This is a genomic window from Psychrobacillus glaciei (genome assembly GCF_008973485.1).
Taxonomy (GTDB): domain Bacteria; phylum Bacillota; class Bacilli; order Bacillales_A; family Planococcaceae; genus Psychrobacillus; species Psychrobacillus glaciei.
This window is the reverse complement of sequence record NZ_CP031223.1, coordinates 3,571,695-3,588,129: the sequence shown is the minus strand read 5'-3', so window position 1 is coordinate 3,588,129 and position 16,435 is coordinate 3,571,695. Positions and strand designations below refer to the sequence as shown.

General features: G+C 31.5%; 14 protein-coding genes. All 14 read left to right on the top strand.

Features of this window, described 5'->3' with window-relative positions:
* The first annotated feature begins 20 nt into the window (after positions 1–20).
* The 14 genes from PB01_RS16950 (at position 21) to PB01_RS16885 (ending at position 16,167) form a co-directional block, all read left to right on the top strand.
* The gene (locus tag PB01_RS16950; protein ID WP_151701274.1) at positions 21–7,721 is read left to right on the top strand and encodes a non-ribosomal peptide synthetase; all 7,701 of its coding nucleotides are present in this window, start codon (positions 21–23) and stop codon (positions 7,719–7,721) included.
* Between the two features lie 55 nt (positions 7,722–7,776).
* On the top strand, positions 7,777–8,538 hold the full coding sequence (locus PB01_RS16945) for a thioesterase II family protein (protein WP_151701273.1): 762 nt from the start codon (positions 7,777–7,779) through the stop codon (positions 8,536–8,538).
* A gap of 24 nt (positions 8,539–8,562) precedes the next feature.
* Positions 8,563–9,213 carry a 4'-phosphopantetheinyl transferase family protein gene (locus PB01_RS16940; protein WP_151701272.1) on the top strand — a complete coding sequence of 217 codons (651 nt, stop codon included), beginning with the start codon at positions 8,563–8,565 and terminating at the stop codon, positions 9,211–9,213.
* Between the two features lie 363 nt (positions 9,214–9,576).
* Complete coding sequence (locus PB01_RS16935; protein ID WP_225986080.1) at positions 9,577–9,849, top strand: hypothetical protein; 273 nt, start codon at positions 9,577–9,579, stop codon at positions 9,847–9,849.
* A gap of 94 nt (positions 9,850–9,943) precedes the next feature.
* Entirely contained in the window at positions 9,944–11,170 is a 1,227-nt protein-coding gene (locus PB01_RS16930; RefSeq protein WP_151701270.1) for a cytochrome P450, read from the top strand.
* A gap of 33 nt (positions 11,171–11,203) precedes the next feature.
* Entirely contained in the window at positions 11,204–12,088 is an 885-nt protein-coding gene (gene ilvE, locus PB01_RS16925) for a branched-chain-amino-acid transaminase (protein WP_151701269.1), read from the top strand.
* A 72-nt stretch (positions 12,089–12,160) separates the two neighbouring features.
* Positions 12,161–13,302 (top strand): IS3 family transposase gene (locus PB01_RS16920; protein WP_151701268.1). Its coding sequence is split into 2 segments (ribosomal slippage): positions 12,161–12,407 and positions 12,407–13,302, totalling 1,143 coding nucleotides; the frame shifts between segments, so codons are not numbered across the junction.
* A 49-nt stretch (positions 13,303–13,351) separates the two neighbouring features.
* The gene (locus tag PB01_RS16915) at positions 13,352–14,374 is read left to right on the top strand and encodes a class I SAM-dependent methyltransferase (protein WP_192797380.1); all 1,023 of its coding nucleotides are present in this window, start codon (positions 13,352–13,354) and stop codon (positions 14,372–14,374) included.
* Between the two features lie 92 nt (positions 14,375–14,466).
* A complete protein-coding gene (locus PB01_RS21980) occupies positions 14,467–14,583 on the top strand; it encodes a hypothetical protein (RefSeq protein ID WP_404815090.1) in 117 nt (38 codons plus the stop codon).
* Between the two features lie 34 nt (positions 14,584–14,617).
* Positions 14,618–14,851 carry a hypothetical protein gene (locus PB01_RS21975; RefSeq protein WP_151701266.1) on the top strand — a complete coding sequence of 78 codons (234 nt, stop codon included), beginning with the start codon at positions 14,618–14,620 and terminating at the stop codon, positions 14,849–14,851.
* Positions 14,852–14,904: 53 nt separating this feature from the next.
* Entirely contained in the window at positions 14,905–15,081 is a 177-nt protein-coding gene (locus PB01_RS16900; protein ID WP_264158157.1) for a hypothetical protein, read from the top strand.
* Positions 15,065–15,544, top strand: a complete 480-nt coding sequence (locus PB01_RS16895) for a beta clamp domain-containing protein (protein WP_151701264.1) — start codon at positions 15,065–15,067, stop codon at positions 15,542–15,544. Before PB01_RS16900 ends, PB01_RS16895 begins: the two co-directional genes overlap by 17 nt.
* A 205-nt stretch (positions 15,545–15,749) precedes the next feature.
* Positions 15,750–15,974, top strand: coding sequence for a hypothetical protein (locus tag PB01_RS16890; protein WP_151701263.1), 225 nt, complete (start codon positions 15,750–15,752; stop codon positions 15,972–15,974).
* Positions 15,975–15,987: 13 nt separating this feature from the next.
* Positions 15,988–16,167 (top strand): hypothetical protein, encoded by a 180-nt coding sequence (locus PB01_RS16885; protein WP_151701262.1) that lies wholly within the window; start codon positions 15,988–15,990, stop codon positions 16,165–16,167.
* The last annotated feature ends 268 nt before the right edge of the window (positions 16,168–16,435 follow it).

The following is a 16,435-nucleotide window of genomic DNA, read 5'->3' as shown; positions in this document are numbered from 1 at the left end:
ACTTTAAGGAGGGAAACTGCTTGAAAGAAATCGAAGAATTATCTCAGGAGCAAAAGAAGTTATTAGAATTACATTTATTAAGAAAAGAAGAGAATGACTTAAGCGAACTAATCAAGAGAAATGAGAGAGATAAATATCCTCTCTCTTTCTCTCAACAAAGACTTTGGTTAATTGATCAGTTACTTGATAATAAATCAGTTTATAATGTGCCTGTACTCTGGGAATTAGAAGGAGACTTAAATAGAGATTTATTAAACCAAAGCATTAATGATGTAGTTTCTCGCCATGAATCTTTAAGAACTTCCTTTAGTCAAATTGGCGATAGAGTAGAGCAAAAAATAGAGAGTAGTTTAAATATTTATATTCCAGAATATGACTTCTGCGATCTTCCTGAAGATATTAAAGATATAAAAGTACAAGACTTGATGGAAGAAGAATTAAAAAAATCATTTGATTTAAAGAAGGCTCCTTTAATTAGAGGAATTATCATTAAAAAGGAATGTGCTAAGTATTTGCTCTTATTAAACTTACATCATGCAATAACAGATGGAAAATCAATGACAATTTTGATGAAGGAAATTGCATCTTATTATAATTCTTATCGAAGTAACGAAGAGATTAATGAAACGAATCTTCCTATACAGTATGGAGACTTTTCTTTATGGCAAAAAGATTGGTTAGAAAATGGCCAGTTAAATAAGCAGCTAACTTATTGGAAAGAAAAACTAAAAGGAGAATTACCAGTAATTCAGCTCCCTACTGACTATAAACGTTCTTCTATTCCAACTTATAATGGGGCTACATTACCATTCTCCTTATCAAAAGAAATGGTTGATGGAATTAAAAAGATAAGTATGAATGAAGGCGTTACCCCATATATGTTTTTACTTTCTATCTATAAGATCTTGCTCTATAGATATACCAATATTGAAGATATTATTGTTGGAACTCCAATTTCAAATCGGAACCAAAAGGAAACAGAGCATCTTATCGGACTATTTATTAATACTTTGGTTCTTAGAACAGGTATTAGAGGAGATTTGAAATTTCTGGATTTGTTGAAAATGATAAGAAAAACAACTTTAGAAGCATTCGAGAATCAAGATATTCCTTTTGAAAAATTAGTAGAAGAAATCTCCCCGGAGCAAAGAGGAGCATCTCCTTTTTTTCAAGTTGCTTTTACATATCAAAGTCATTCAGCTAGTCTATTAAATATTGAAGGCTTAAAAGTAAAAAGGCTTCCTTTAAACAGTAAAATTTCAAAGTTTGAATTAACTCTTGCGATTGCAGAAACTACTGATGGAATAAATGCAGTATTTGAATATAATACAGATTTATTTGCACTTGAAACGATTAATAGAATGAAAAATCATTTTTTAATGATTTTAAATGAAATTATAAAAAATCCAGAAAAAGAAATTTCGAGTTTAAATATGCTAACAAACTTGGAAGTAAATGAAATTTTAGTTGACTGGAATAGCACAAAAGTAGAATTAACTTCAGAAAGCAGTATTCATAAATATATTGAGAAAAATGCACAAAATACTCCTGAGCTACTTGCTATTGTTACTGATACTAATTCTATAACATATAAAGAACTTAATGATAAATCTAACCAATTAGCTAGGTACTTAGTAAAATTGGGAATTAAAGAAAATGATCCTGTGCTTGTATATCTAGATAGAGATATAGATATGATTATTAGTTTTTTAGCTATTTTAAAAGCTGGGGGGGCTTATATACCGACAGATTCAATATTTCCTCCCGAAAGGATTAATAAAATTGCACTAGATGCTTCTGTAAAAGTTGTGATTTCACAAAAGAAAAATTTGAATTTCTTATTCCGAGAACATGTAAAGAATATCTTTATGGATTCTATAGATGATGTAATTGCTGAAGAAAGTACTTTGGACATACAAATAGATTATAACTTAAATTCATTAGCTTATATAATTTTCACTTCGGGATCTACTGGCGAACCTAAAGGAGTTAAGGTTCCACATCTCGGTTTAAAAAACTTAGTTCAATGGACAATAGAGACATTTAATATTAGAAAAGGAGAAAGAAGCTCTCAATATTTTAGATCCGCCTTTGATGGATCAGTTTGGGAAATATGGACTCATTTAACAGCAGGGAGTACCATATATTTTTGTAACGAAGATATACGGTTAAATCCAATAGAAATTAAAGAATGGCTTGTGAAAAACAAAATTAACTTTGCTATATTTCCTCCCACGATAGTTAAGGAACTCACATCTTTAAGGTGGAGTGGAGAAAAGGATTTAAGGTATATTTTCACAGGCAGTGATAGGGTCTACGAGTCGGATATGAATGATATACCTTTTAAAATAATTAATGCCTATGGTCCTACAGAAGCTTCTGTAATTTCTACTTATTCTCTTATAGAAGCTAATAAGCCGCCTCATATAGGAAAACCTATCTATAATACACAAATATTTATTTTAGACCCTTCTATGAATCCTGTTCCCATAGGTGTGCCTGGTGAAATATATATTAGTGGCCATGGTTTGGCACAAGGTTATCTAAATAGAAAAGATACTACTAAAGAAACGTTTATTAACCATACTTTTAAATTATTAAATAGAAATTTTCGTTTGTATAAAACTGGTGATATCGCAAAATATTTACCAGATGGAAACATCGAATTTATTGGAAGAAAAGATAATCAAGTAAAAATTAGAGGATACCGTATAGAATTGGGAGAAATAGAGACAATTCTTTCTGACTATCAAAATATAAAAGAATCCTTAGTTCTAGTAAAAGAAGAAAACTTTAGTAAACAATTGGTAGCGTTTTGTGTTCTTTCTCATAAACCATTAGCTGTTGATGAACAAACCATATTGAGCTATTTGAAAACTTACTTACCGGATTATATGATTCCTACATCTATTACTTTAGTAGACTCATGGCCTTTAACTGCTAATGGAAAAATCGATAGGAAATGTCTCCTGCAAATGCTTGAAAATAAGGAAATAACAAAACAATATACCAAGCCAAAGACTTCAGTTGAAAAAAATCTTTATAAAATATGGAGTCAAATTCTCGGAAAGGAAAACTTCGGAATAAATGATGATTTTTTCCAAATTGGAGGGCATTCGCTTTTGTTAGCGAAAGTTAAAATGGAAATTTATTCAAAATACAAAATAGAAGTTCCTTTAAAAAAATTATTTGAATTTACAACAATTGTAGAGCTAGCAAAAGAAATATCAAACTCTGATTCTTCAAAAAAACTAGGAACTATTAAAAAATCTAGTATAAAAAAAACCATGCTGCCTGCTTCTTTTGCGCAAAAAAGACTTTGGTTTTTAGATAACTTAATAGATGAAAAATCATTATATAATACTCCGTTGATACTGAATTTGTCTGGAAATCTAGATCCAGTGGCATTATCTAATTCGATTGAGCAAGTAATAAACCGTCATGAATCACTAAGAACTACATTTGTTGAACACAATACTGACGTGCTTCAAGTAATTAGTTCTGAAACCAGCTTTGATTTGACTGTTCATGATTTATCTATATTAGAAGAAGTGGCGCTGGCTCAAAACTATCTAGAACTTTTGGAAACGGAGATCCATCATTCCTTTGATTTAGAAAAAGGACCTTTAATTAGAGCTTGTCTTATTCGTAAAACTTCTCAAGACCATGTCTTATTAGTAAACATGCATCATGCAATTACCGACGGATGGTCTATGGATATATTTGTAAGAGAGCTAAACGCGTTTTATGAAAAGCATACAGCAGGTAAATCTCTTGATTTACCTGAACTGCCAATTCAGTATGGGGATTATGCCACCTGGCAAAAAGATTGGTTAAAAGAAAAAGTGTTAGCCAACCAATTAGCCTATTGGAAAGAGCAGTTAAGAGGTGAATTGCCCGTATTACAATTGCCAATGGATCGTCAGAGACCGGCAAAACAAACCTTCAATGGCAATAAGCAAAGTATTGTGATATCAACTGAGTTGGTTCAAGCACTTAAGGCATTAAATCAAAAAGCTGGGACCACATCATTTATGACGCTATTAGCAGCGTTTAAAGTATTGTTACATCGTTATTCCGGACAAAATGACCTTTTAGTAGGTACTCCTATATCTAATCGAAATAAACAAGAGATAGAAAATCTTATTGGTTTCTTTGTAAATACTTTAGTGATTCGCACGGAAATAAATAAAGATTTCTCATTTATGGAACTATTAAAGCAAGTTCGAGAAACAGCTTTAGAAGCGTATACACATCAAGACGTACCATTTGAAAGAGTTGTTGAAGAAATACAACCAGCTCGCTCACTGAGCCATTCTCCGTTGTTTCAAACTATGTTTTCTTATCACAACACTTCAGGAGCAGAAACGAAAATTGGAGACTTGGAGGTACAATACCTCCAAGTGCAAAGTAAAATTACTAAAGAAGAACTTATTGTTGGTATAAGCGAAAGCAATAAAAGATTGACTGTTAGTTTCGAATACAATACCGATTTATTCAATGAAGAAACTATCGATAGAATGCTTACGAGTTTTCATCTAATCCTTCAGGATGTTGTGGAAAAGCCGGAGGCTTTGATCGGCGACTTAGAAATCTTAAGTAAAGAAGAAAATGATCGAATTGTCCAAGAGTGGAATCAAACAGAGGATAAGTATCCATCAAGCGATACTCTCCATCAATTATTCGAAAAGCAAGTCGAACAATCTCCGGATGCACCGGCCGTAGTTTTTGGGAATCAGTCATTGACTTATTCTGAGTTAAACAACCGTGCTAATCGATTATTTTATTATTTGCAAAAAGAAAAATCAACAACACCTAAAGCAATCGGAATATATTTGGAAAGAGGAATAGAATCTATAGTTTCTCAATTGGCAATACTAAAACTTGGTTGTGCTTACGTGCCACTGGATCCAAGTTATCCTGATAATCGTATATCTTACATGATTGAAAATTCAAACTTGCAATCAGTTATTACATTAGAGAAATATCAAAATAACTTAAGTCATCTAAACCTGGTTGTTTATTTAATTGATAAAGAGCAATCTTTGATATGTCAAGAGTCTTCTGAGAACTTTGCAACTACGTCTATGGCTAAAGACTTGGCTTATATTATTTATACTTCGGGTTCTACTGGAAAGCCTAAAGGTGTGATGGTTCCTCATGAAAATGTCGTCAATTTAGTTAATTGGCAAAAAGCTCAATACGATTTACATGAAGGCCGTAAAGTAACCCATCTTTCTAACCCTGCATTTGATGCGTCCATTTGGGAAATTTACCCTACTCTATGTACTGGAGCTACTTTGTATATCGTGGAAGAGGAAAAGAAGATAGTTCCTGAAGACTTAAAAACATGGTTATTAGAAAAAGAAATAAATGTTTCATTTATACCTACCCCTTTAATAGAGCCTCTAGTAGAACTCAAGTGGCCAAAGAGACATTCATTGAATTTTGTATTAACCGGGGGAGATCAATTACGGTTATCTAAAGAAATACAACTGCCGTTTACTTTAGTAAACCACTATGGCCCGACTGAAACTACTGTTTTAGCAACTGCTGGAGTAGTGAAATCAAAAGATAGAGCATCGATTTTCCCTGATATCGGAAAACCTATTTCCAATACCCAAACTTATGTCTTGGATAAAAGTTTAAATATAACACCTGTAGGTGTTACTGGTGAATTGTACATCGGCGGTGCTGGAGTAGCTTTGGGATATATGGAAAATAATGAACAGACGCATAAACACTTTGTTTCAAATCCATTTACTTCGGATAAAGAAAGTCGACTGTATAAAACGGGGGATTTAGTAAAGTACTTGCCTGATGGCCGAATTCAATTTGTCGGCAGAAGCGACAATCAAGTGAGCATGCGGGGGTATCGCGTTGAACTTGGAGAAATTGAGTCTGTTTTAAATCGAATTCCTACCATACAACACGCAAAAGTGATATCTATAAGATCAATTCTTGTGGCTTATATAGTTACTAAAAAAAATATAAGTATAGAAAATAAAAGAAATAGTTATAAAGAACATTTAAAAAGTATTTTACCAGAATATATGTTACCTAAAACTTACATTGAATTAAACGCAATACCATTAACTAAAAACGGCAAGAGTGATACTTTTGCTCTAGAGAAATTATTCGAAGAAGAAAAAGTAAAAAAACAAGAACAGAGCAAGAAAGAAAAACCAAAGAATGAAATACAAAAAAAGTTAGTGAAAATTTGGTCAGAATTGCTTGGAAACCAAAATATAAATTTAGAGGATAATTTTTTTGAATTAGGTGGAGATTCAATATTATCGCTTCGAGTGGTCTCAAAATCAAAAGAAGAAAAAATATTCTTTACGGTTCGAGATTTATTTGCTAACCAAACTATTTTAGAATTATCTAAAATAGTAATGACTGAAAATCCTTACGAAATTGCACAGAAGCAAGTTACAGGTAACGTTATGCTTACACCGATACAAAAGTGGTTTTTTGAAAATTCTGTATACAAAAATCACTTTAATATGGCTCACATATTAGAGGTGGAAAAAAATGTGACAAATGAAATGGTGGAAAATGCATTTCAATTTTTAGTAAATCATCATGACTCTCTGAGAACGGTATTTGAAAAAGAACAAAGCAATATTTCTTTAAAGCCTAACTTTAATTTTCATTATGAAAAATTAGACGAGATTTTGGAGTCGAACTATAAAGCATATATCACTAAAAAGGCTGATTCTATGCAAGCAGCAATGAATATTGGTAAAGGACCACTAATTCAAATTGGATATTTTGAAACCACTCAACAAACAAATAACTACTTATTCATAGCAATCCATCATTTAATTGTAGATGCTGTGTCTTGGAGAATTATTTTAGAGGACATAGAAAATTTATTGAAATTGCAAATTAATAGAAAGGATTTATATTTACCAGAAAAAACTACCTCATATAAGGAATGGTCCCAGTTTTTACATTCGCATTCTAAAGAATTTTATAATCAAGAAGTGGAATTTTGGAAGAAGCAAAATTCTAATCAAGATTTTCCTATTGACTTCCAAGTGGGAGAAAACACATTTGAATCAATTCAAAAAATAAATAAAAAAATAGATTTAAATGAGTTATTTGATTTAATTACAGAAACTAAAAAATTCTCTCTTCAAGAAATTCTTATTACAGCTTTAGTAAAAACTATAGGAGATTATACACGCTTTGATAATGTTTTATTGAACTTAGAAAGTCATGGCAGGGAAGAAGTTTTAACAAATATAGATTTGTCTAGAACGGTTGGCTGGTTTACGTCAATGTATCCGCTTAGCTTCGATAGCATAATAAATGTACTAATAGTGGATCTTTTAGTAAAAGTTAAAAGTGAATTAGAAATTGTTCCAAATAAAGGAATTGGATTTGGAATACTTAAATATTTAATGAAAAAAGAGGGACGAAAAAATCAACTTAATACATTGAAGAATCCACAAATTAGTTTTAATTATTTTGGAAACCAAGAGCAGTCTATGATCTCAAAAAGAATTATTAAAAAAAGCAATCTTTATTCAAATAATATTGTTAATCCTAACGAACTTAGAAGCCACTTTATAGATATCAGCTGTCAAGTGAATCAGAAAATATTAACCATTGAATGGGTCTATAGTAAAAATCTGCATGATTATAAAACAATTAAAAATCTTGCGGAACTTTTTGAAAATAATCTAGAAAGTTTAAAACAAAAACTAAAATAATACTAAATTTAATGAAAAGGGGGTGTAGTAGCAGTTATTAAACTGCACTACCACTATGAAGAGAACTATTTCAAAAAATAAATATATAGTATTAAATGAAAATGTTAGCGCGGATATTAGACTTTTTTGTTTTCCTTTTGCTGGAGGAGGGGCTAGTGTATTTTCAAAATGGTCAGAAGAGCTGGGGCATGTTTTTGAAGTTGCCTCTATTCAATTACCAGGAAGAGAAACTAGAATAATGGAAGATCCTCATACAAGTATGGAAGATTTAATTCCCATGCTTGCTGAGGATATAAAGCCATACTTAGATAAAAAATTTATATTTTTTGGTCATAGTATGGGAACGTTAATTGCGTTTGAACTATCACGTTTTTTAGAAAAAATTTATAATATAAAACCACTTCACTTATTTCTTTCGAGTTGTGGGCATCCTGCACAAGAGCAACTCTCTACGCCTATTCATAACCTGCCTTACGAGGAATTTGTTGAAGAACTAAAAAGAAGAAACGGAACGCATCAAGAAGTTTTTGATAATAAAGAACTCTTATCTTTAATGCTTCCTTACATAAGAGCAGATTTTCAAATATGTGAAACTTATCAATACTATTCTGCTGAAAAATTGCTAGTTCCTATTACAGTGTTAGGTGGAAATGAAGATTATGATGTAAAGAATTCAGATCTAGAGAGATGGGGAAATGAAACTTTAGGTTCATTTGAAAAAAAAATTTTTTCGGGTGATCATTTTTATCTTCAAAAAGAGTCAAAACAAAGTCTTCAATCATTTCTTATTGAACAAGCCAAATATTATAAATTTTGATTTATATAAGTGAGAGATAAATAAATGCATTTAATTGCTATAAAAACTACTCAAAATAAAACTGATTTTGAAGGATTATTAGATTTAATTCCAAAAGAAAAATTAGAAGAAATAAATAGAAAAAAAAGTTATAGAGATTACAAAAACTCTATTTTAGGTTATTTAGGTATTTGTTTTATATTGCATCATTTCTACGGAAAAGACATACTAAAGCTTGAATTTTTCTATAACAAAAATGGAAAACCATTTTTAAAAAACTCTAGTTTAAATTTTAATTTATCTCATAGTGAAAATTGGATATTCTGTGCAGTTGGAAATGAAATAGTGGGTGTAGATGTCGAAAAAATGAACCCAATAAGTTTCGAATTATTAATTTCAAACTTTTCAGAAGAAGAAAAAACAGTATTTGATAAAGTACTAGTTGAAGAAAAATTACCTCTTTTTTATGAAATATGGGTAATAAAAGAATGTTACTCAAAAGCTATAGGAACAGGATTAACAGATGAGTTGTTACAAACTAATACTTATAAGTATTTGAAAACAGATTATCCAAGAATTGAAATTCTTGAAATTGATGAAGAATATAAATTTTCCATATGTGTTCTTAGCAGAAGAATAAATTATAGTCTAACTAAAGTTGATGAAAGCACGATTTTAGAACTGCTTAAAAGATAAGAGTTTAATAAAAATAATATAATATGTTAAAAATAACCAATAAAGCGAATAAATACGGGCATACTAAATGGACATTAACTTCTACTTTTTACGAAGTAGAAAATTCACAAGAAATATATATATTGGTTATCTTAAAGCTAATCGAAGGCTATGTATTTAGATGATGCGTGTTCCTCCAGGTGTTGAAGGTAAACTTCATTGGAGGAATAGGTTTATCTAAAGGCTATATTAATGGAGAAAATTCAGATGGACAATTATTTTGTGAAATTAATAAATTTATGATTTCGGCGATATTAGATACAAGTTCTAAAAATAACTCTCAATATTTTTCGCGAGAAATAGAAAAATTAAAGTGAAAGGTATGTGGCTAACCTTAATGTAATGGAAGATTTCTTAACTGGAATTCAAGGTATTAATAAAGTTATTTTTATTCAAAAACAAAGTATTATCCCAAGTGAGTTTTTTTTAATAGGAAAAATCCAGTTAAAAAATAATAGAAAAATAGATTATCCTTCATTGTGGTTTATAGACGAAAAAAGAAGAACCAAAATTTTTGAATCGGAGATGCTGGCTATTATTGAACTCAGAGATCTCAATGAAAGCTTTTTTCACAAATCCAATAATCGAAAACTTTAAAGGTTTATCATAGAAAGTAATAAATACAAAAAGAATTAACAAAATACCTAGAATAAAATCTTAAACAATATAATTAGAAAGAGGAGATTTTATAATGTGTTCCAATGAGATTACAGGAACTGATAAAAAAATAGATTTGATGAACTTAGACTTGTTTGAATTAGAGGAAGCAGACGATGCACTAAAATACTTAAGAGAAAATGAACCTGTTTATTGGAATTCGGTGGGGGAGACAAAAGGGTTCTGGTCTATTACAAGGTATAATGATATTGTAGATATATGGAAAAACTTTGAATATTTCACCTCTGAAAAAGGTAATATGCTTCGGCTATTTGGAAATGAAGATCCTGCCGGAGGGAAAATGATGGTAGTCACAGATCCTCCTAACCATCAAAAAATTAGAAGACTCCATAGTAAAGGCATGAATCCTAATTCAATTAAAAATCTAATACCTGAAATTAAATATTTTGTAAAAGGGTTATTTGATGAAGTCCCTTTAAACAAAAGCTTTGACTTTGTAGATAAAATAGCTGCAAAAATACCAGTAAGTGTAACATGCGGATTACTAGGTATTCCCAAAGAAGATTGGAACATGATAGCAGATTTGTGCAGGTCTTGCTTAGCTGCTGAGGATTCGGAATTTTGGAAAGGATACTCATTAGAAGAAACTTTAACTAAAGTAAATGGAGATCTCTTCTTTTATTTAATTGATTTGGTAAGAAAGAAAAGAAAAAACTTAAGTGACGATTTAATCTCTAGATTAATCCAAGGAGAAATAGATGGAGTAACGCTTGATGATCAAACTATAGCTTTGAACTTATTCAGCTTTATATTAGGAGGCACTGAAACTACCAAATATGCTGCCGCTGGTGGAATAGCTGCTTTAATTGATTATCCTGAAGAAATGAAAAAAATAGAAGAAAATAGAGAATTATTGCCTTCTGCTATTGAAGAAATCTTAAGATGGACAACCCCGAATATTCATGTAACTAGAGTAGCTACTAGAGACTTGATTCTTCATGGCAATAATATTAAAGAAGGAGAAACTTTAGCGCTATGGGTAACCTCTGCTAATCGCGATGAAGAAGTGTTTGAAAATTCCTATCAATTTAATGTGTCACGTACTGAAAATAGACATATAACTTTTGGAGCAGGTCATCATTTTTGCTTTGGTGCTCAAGTTGCTAAAATGGAATTGACAATTCTTCTTGAAGAAATGCTAAATCGTAATTATCAAATCAGTCATGCTGGAAAAAGAGAAAGATTAAGATCTAACTTTTTAGCTGGCTACAAACATTTACCGTTAATTTTCCATACGTAATATATTAATTATTTGATTCACGAGGAGATAAAAATGTATAACTTTGTGCTAATAAATAATAACTTTATTGAAAAACAAAATGCCAGTATATCGGTTTTTGATCATGGTTTTTTATATGGAGATGGTGTCTTTGAAGGAATAAGAATATATTCAGGAGTTCCATTTTTATTAAGAGAACATATTATTAGATTATATGAATCAGCTCAGTCAATATTTCTGAAAATTCCTTTCACAATAGAAATATTAGAAGAAATGATTAATTCAACTATAAGAAAGAATAATTGTAAAGAAGATGCCTATATTAGAATCGTTATAACTAGAGGGAAAGGTATAATGGGTGGTCATCCGTTGAATAAACACGAGCCCACCTTAATTATTATCATAGAAGAAATTAATCTATTTAGCGAAATATCAAGAAATGAGGGTATAAATTTAGTTACTGTTTCTACTCGGAAACCAAAACAAGATTCTTTAAATACACAGGCAAAAACACTCAATTATCTAAACAATCAGATGGCAAAACTAGAAGCTATACAGGCCGGTGGAGACGAAGCATTGGTTCTAGATGTTAACGGATATGTCTGCGAAGGTTCTAAACAAAATATTTTTATAATCAAAAATGATGAAATTATTACCCCGCCAGTTTATTTGGGTGCTTTAAATGGTATAACTAGAAATTTGGTTATTACTTTGGCTGAGAAAAATGGCTATAAAGTTAAAGAAAGTATATTTACTCTACATGATGCTTACAATGCTGATGAAGTTTTTTTAACTGGAACTGGTTCTGAAATAGTTCCAGTTAAAAAAATTGATGGTAGAACTATTGGAAGAACAAGTCCAGGAGAAAAAACTCGTGTTATAATTCAAAATTTTAGTGATAAGACTAAAAATCTTATATCTAACAATGTGGATGTTTGAATAGTCTACACTTAGTTGGACAGTAAAATTAAGGGCAAGTAGAATAATAGATAACAAGAAGGAGAATCTACTATGTCCAGTAAAAGAAGAACGTTTTCAACAGAATTTAAAAAACAAGTGGTTGCCCTATATGAAAATGGAAAAAGCCGTCAAGATATTGCCCGAGAATATGAATTAACCGCGTCTGCTTTAGACAGATGGATTACGCAATTCAAACAGTCAGGCTCCTTTAAAGAGAAAGACAACCGACCTTCGGTTGAGCAAGAACTGATTGACTTGCGTAAGAGAAATAAGCAACTCGAAATGGAAGTCGACATTTTAAAGCAAGCCGCGCTGATCATGGGACGAAAATAGATGTGATTCAAGAAAATCGTCACAAATATTCTGTATTAGCAATGTGTAAAGTCCTAAAAATAGCTCGTAGCACTTTTTATCATGACACGGGAATGGCCATTCAAAAAGAACAAGAAAAGCTAGCTGAAGAGCAAAAATTAAAAGATGAAATAGTAGTGATTTTCGAAGAGAATCGTAAAGTATATGGAACCAGAAAAATAAAAGATGCCTTAAAAAAAGCTGATTTAACAGTCTCTAGACGACGTATTGGTCGATTGATGGACGAACTAGGAATTCAATCGAAATATACAAAACCATCCTATAAACCAATGTCTACCCCTCCAAATGAAGAATCAGTTCGAAATGTATTAAATCGAGCATTTAACGTGGATAAAGAGATGTCTGTGTTAGTAAGTGACTTAACGTATGTGAGAGTAGGAGGAAACTGGAATTATATTTGTTTTTTAATCGATTTATATAACAGAGAAATCGTCGGGTATAGTGTCGGAGAACAAAAGGACGCAGCTCTAGTTCAGCGTGCCTTTAAGTCTGTTAGATATCCTCTGCAAAACGTAAAAATGTTCCATACAGATCGTGGATCTGAATTTAAAAATGTTGGTATCGATGAATTATTAAGTACATTTAAGATTAAGCGATCTCTAAGTCAAAAAGGAAATCCTTATGATAATGCGGTGGCAGAAGCGACTTTTAAGATTTTAAAAACAGAACTCATCAACGGATCGCACTACCCTACCCTTGAACAGCTGTCTCTTGAACTTTTCGATTATGTCAATTGGTACAATAATATCCGGTCGCACAGTAAACTGGGTTATCTAAGTCCGGTCGCTTATAAAAACTTGGCCCTTAATAAAGTTGTTTGATTTAGTGTTGACATACCATGTTTAACTTTTAAAAATGAGGAGCGATATAATGACAACTGCTATAAAATATCAAAGCGATTTTAATGAACATATTAATTTCATTAAAAAAGAATATCCAAATATTAGTGAGGCTATTAATTTCGATAAAGTAGAAGAGCTAATTAAATTTATTGTAGAAAATAATTTGGAAGTTACAGATTTTGAAACAGAATTTGAAGATACTAGAGGTAGTTCTTATATTAAGGCACAAGAAGAAGTACTTGTAAGAAGCAAAGGCATAGAAGGAATAATGAAATTGTTTAGTGAAGATAGTATGGAAAAACTTTGTGAAAAAACGATTTTAGATTTGTTGGGAGGTAATGGATTAATTTTTAAAGTAGTTCAAACTTTATTTCCTACTTCTTATCGTCCTTCTATAATAACTAGTGATATTAGCAAGGGTATGATCGATAATGCTTTAAATAATAACATTTTAGCTATTCGACAGCCTGCACAAAAATTGTTATTTAAAGACGATTCAGTAGAAGGTGTTTTATTGGCTTATGGAACCCATCATATACCAAAGAATCAAAGATTAGAAACGGTGTGTGAAGCAAAAAGAGTCTTAAAGAAAGGAGGGAAATTAATTATCCATGATTTTGAAGAAGGAGGTCCAGTAGCAAGATGGTTTTCAGACGTAGTTCATCCCTTTTCTTTAACAGGACATGATTTTCCGCACTTTAATAAAGAAGAATTAGAGCAATATTTTTACGAGAGTGATTTTAAAGAATACAAAATTGAATATCTCTATGATCCCTTTATTTTAATCGGAGAAACAGAAAAAGAAGTGAAGAACAAATTTACCGATTACTTACTCAATATGTATGGGTTAGAAAAACTAATAGATTTATATCCTAATAATATGAGCAATGAAAAATTGTTTGAAAAAGCAGAAGAGATTTTCAAGTATAACTACGAAGATTTAAATCTTTATTCCGATTTCGGGAAAGAGAAAATTACAATTACATTAAATAATAACAAATTTCATTTGGAAATGCCTCGAGTTGCTATTGTGGGGATCGGGGTTAAATAATATTAAATTCTTGTATTTTTAAAGAAAGAGGTTTTTTATGGAAATCATTCATTATACAACACGAATATTTTAATAAAGCAATATCAGATGTAATGAGAATTATATCTAATAAAAACATAATTCCTATACTATCTGGTATAAAAATAAATGCTTTTGACAACAAAATAGAATTGATTGATAGTAATTCAAAAATTATTGTTATAAGATAGCTACCGTCAGAAAAATGGGGTAAAATTTTTTGACATTATTAAAGAAGGAAGCGTAGTTTTATCAGCTAAGTACTTAAGTGAAATTACAAAGAAATTACCTAAGGGTTTTCATTTAACTGTAACAAAGGAAAATGGAGTGACATTAAAATCTGAAAATATCTTAACTCATTTGAACGGTTTTAATATTCATGACTATCCTGATATACCAAAGTCAAATCAATTTAATGATCGAATTCAAATGAAAAGTGAAGATTTAAATGAATTATAAAGCCAACTATTATTGCTACATCAAAAAGTGAATCTCGGCCTGTTTTAACAGGAGTGAATATGTCTTTTAATGATCAGAATCTTACATGTGTAGCAACAAATACACATAGACTATCTATGAGTCGAATCGACATAAAGCCAACAGGAAATAAGTTTTTTAATATACCAAGTACAAGTTTAAGTGAATTAATTAAGTTAATCGGCTCTACTTCTAATGAAAAAAATAATTGATATAGAATTCGATGATAATTATCTTTTATTTGAAGCCGAAAATAAAAAATTCTCTCTTTATACTAGACTTATAGAAGGCAAATATCCGAATGTTGAAAGTTTAGTTCCAACAAATTTCAATACAATAATGCATGTAAAGACAGAAGATTTTTTGAGGGTTATTGATAGAGCTTGTTTGTTTGCTAAAGAAATGAGGCATAATACTGTTAATCTTGAAATAAAAAAAATATCTTCAAATTTTACAGAGATAAGAAGAATTGAAGAATCTCAAGAAATAAGGATGCTTGAGGGAGAAGTGAAATTTAATATAGCTTTTGATGGTCTATATATGATGGACGCTCTCAAAGTTATAAAATCCAAAGAAGTAAAAATTAGTTTTGGTGGATCGATGAAGCCAATTGTTATTGAACCCGGAGATAATTCTTCTCTTTTACATCTTATTTCTCCAGTAAGATTTTATTAAAAAATTAAGGATAATTTTCTTTAAAAGTAAAGAATAATTATTGCGGATGAATTGAGCCGCATATGCGAGGTTTTAAGCCAGCAAGTGCGGAGTAGAGAGCCACTATAAATGGAATATAGAATAGCCTCTTGTATACTTAATTTGCATGTGAACTCGCATGACATTAATGTACAGGAGGTTTTTAATAAAGGAAGTGATAGACGCGTTGGAACTTGATGTGGCAAAAGTGCCAAGCAGTATCTATTCTAGCCGGATGCGATATGCAGTGACACCCGAACAGGAAAAAGAAATCGCTAATTATGTGAATCGACAAAAAACAACACGGGCCAAGCGTAACCATCTATATGTGCCATGCCGATGTAGCGCTACACCAGGCATTCCTTATAGAGGGAGAGCAGCAGGTCCTATTAAAGCGGAGCAGCGAGAATGAATTAGGGTTCCAGATGGAAAATGACGAATTCCTTTCCTACATCCAAGCGATCCGAACGTTTGATATTGAGCCGCAATATGGCATTCACCAGCCCAAGCAAAAAGGGCAGCTTGGATTTACAGATCTGCTGGTTCCTACTGGTCGCAAGGTTTTCTATCAGGTGCTGGACCTGCTTTACAGATATGTGGGGTAGAGAATTTCAATGCAAATTTCCGGAACGGAAAATTGACCATTTCGGTACGAAATGGCAGATATCTCATCGATTGGTTGCCCGCAGTCGGCACACTGGAAGCGCGGAAGGCATACATCGTTTCCGGAGAACTTGAAGCTACGGAAGCTTGCTTGTATTTCACCCGAACAGAAAAGACCATCCAGCTACAATTAGACAACGCTACCTATGCCGCACTGAACCGAGAGGCAAAGAAAGAGCAAGTTTCGCTCAGAGTACTGGTACAACGCAC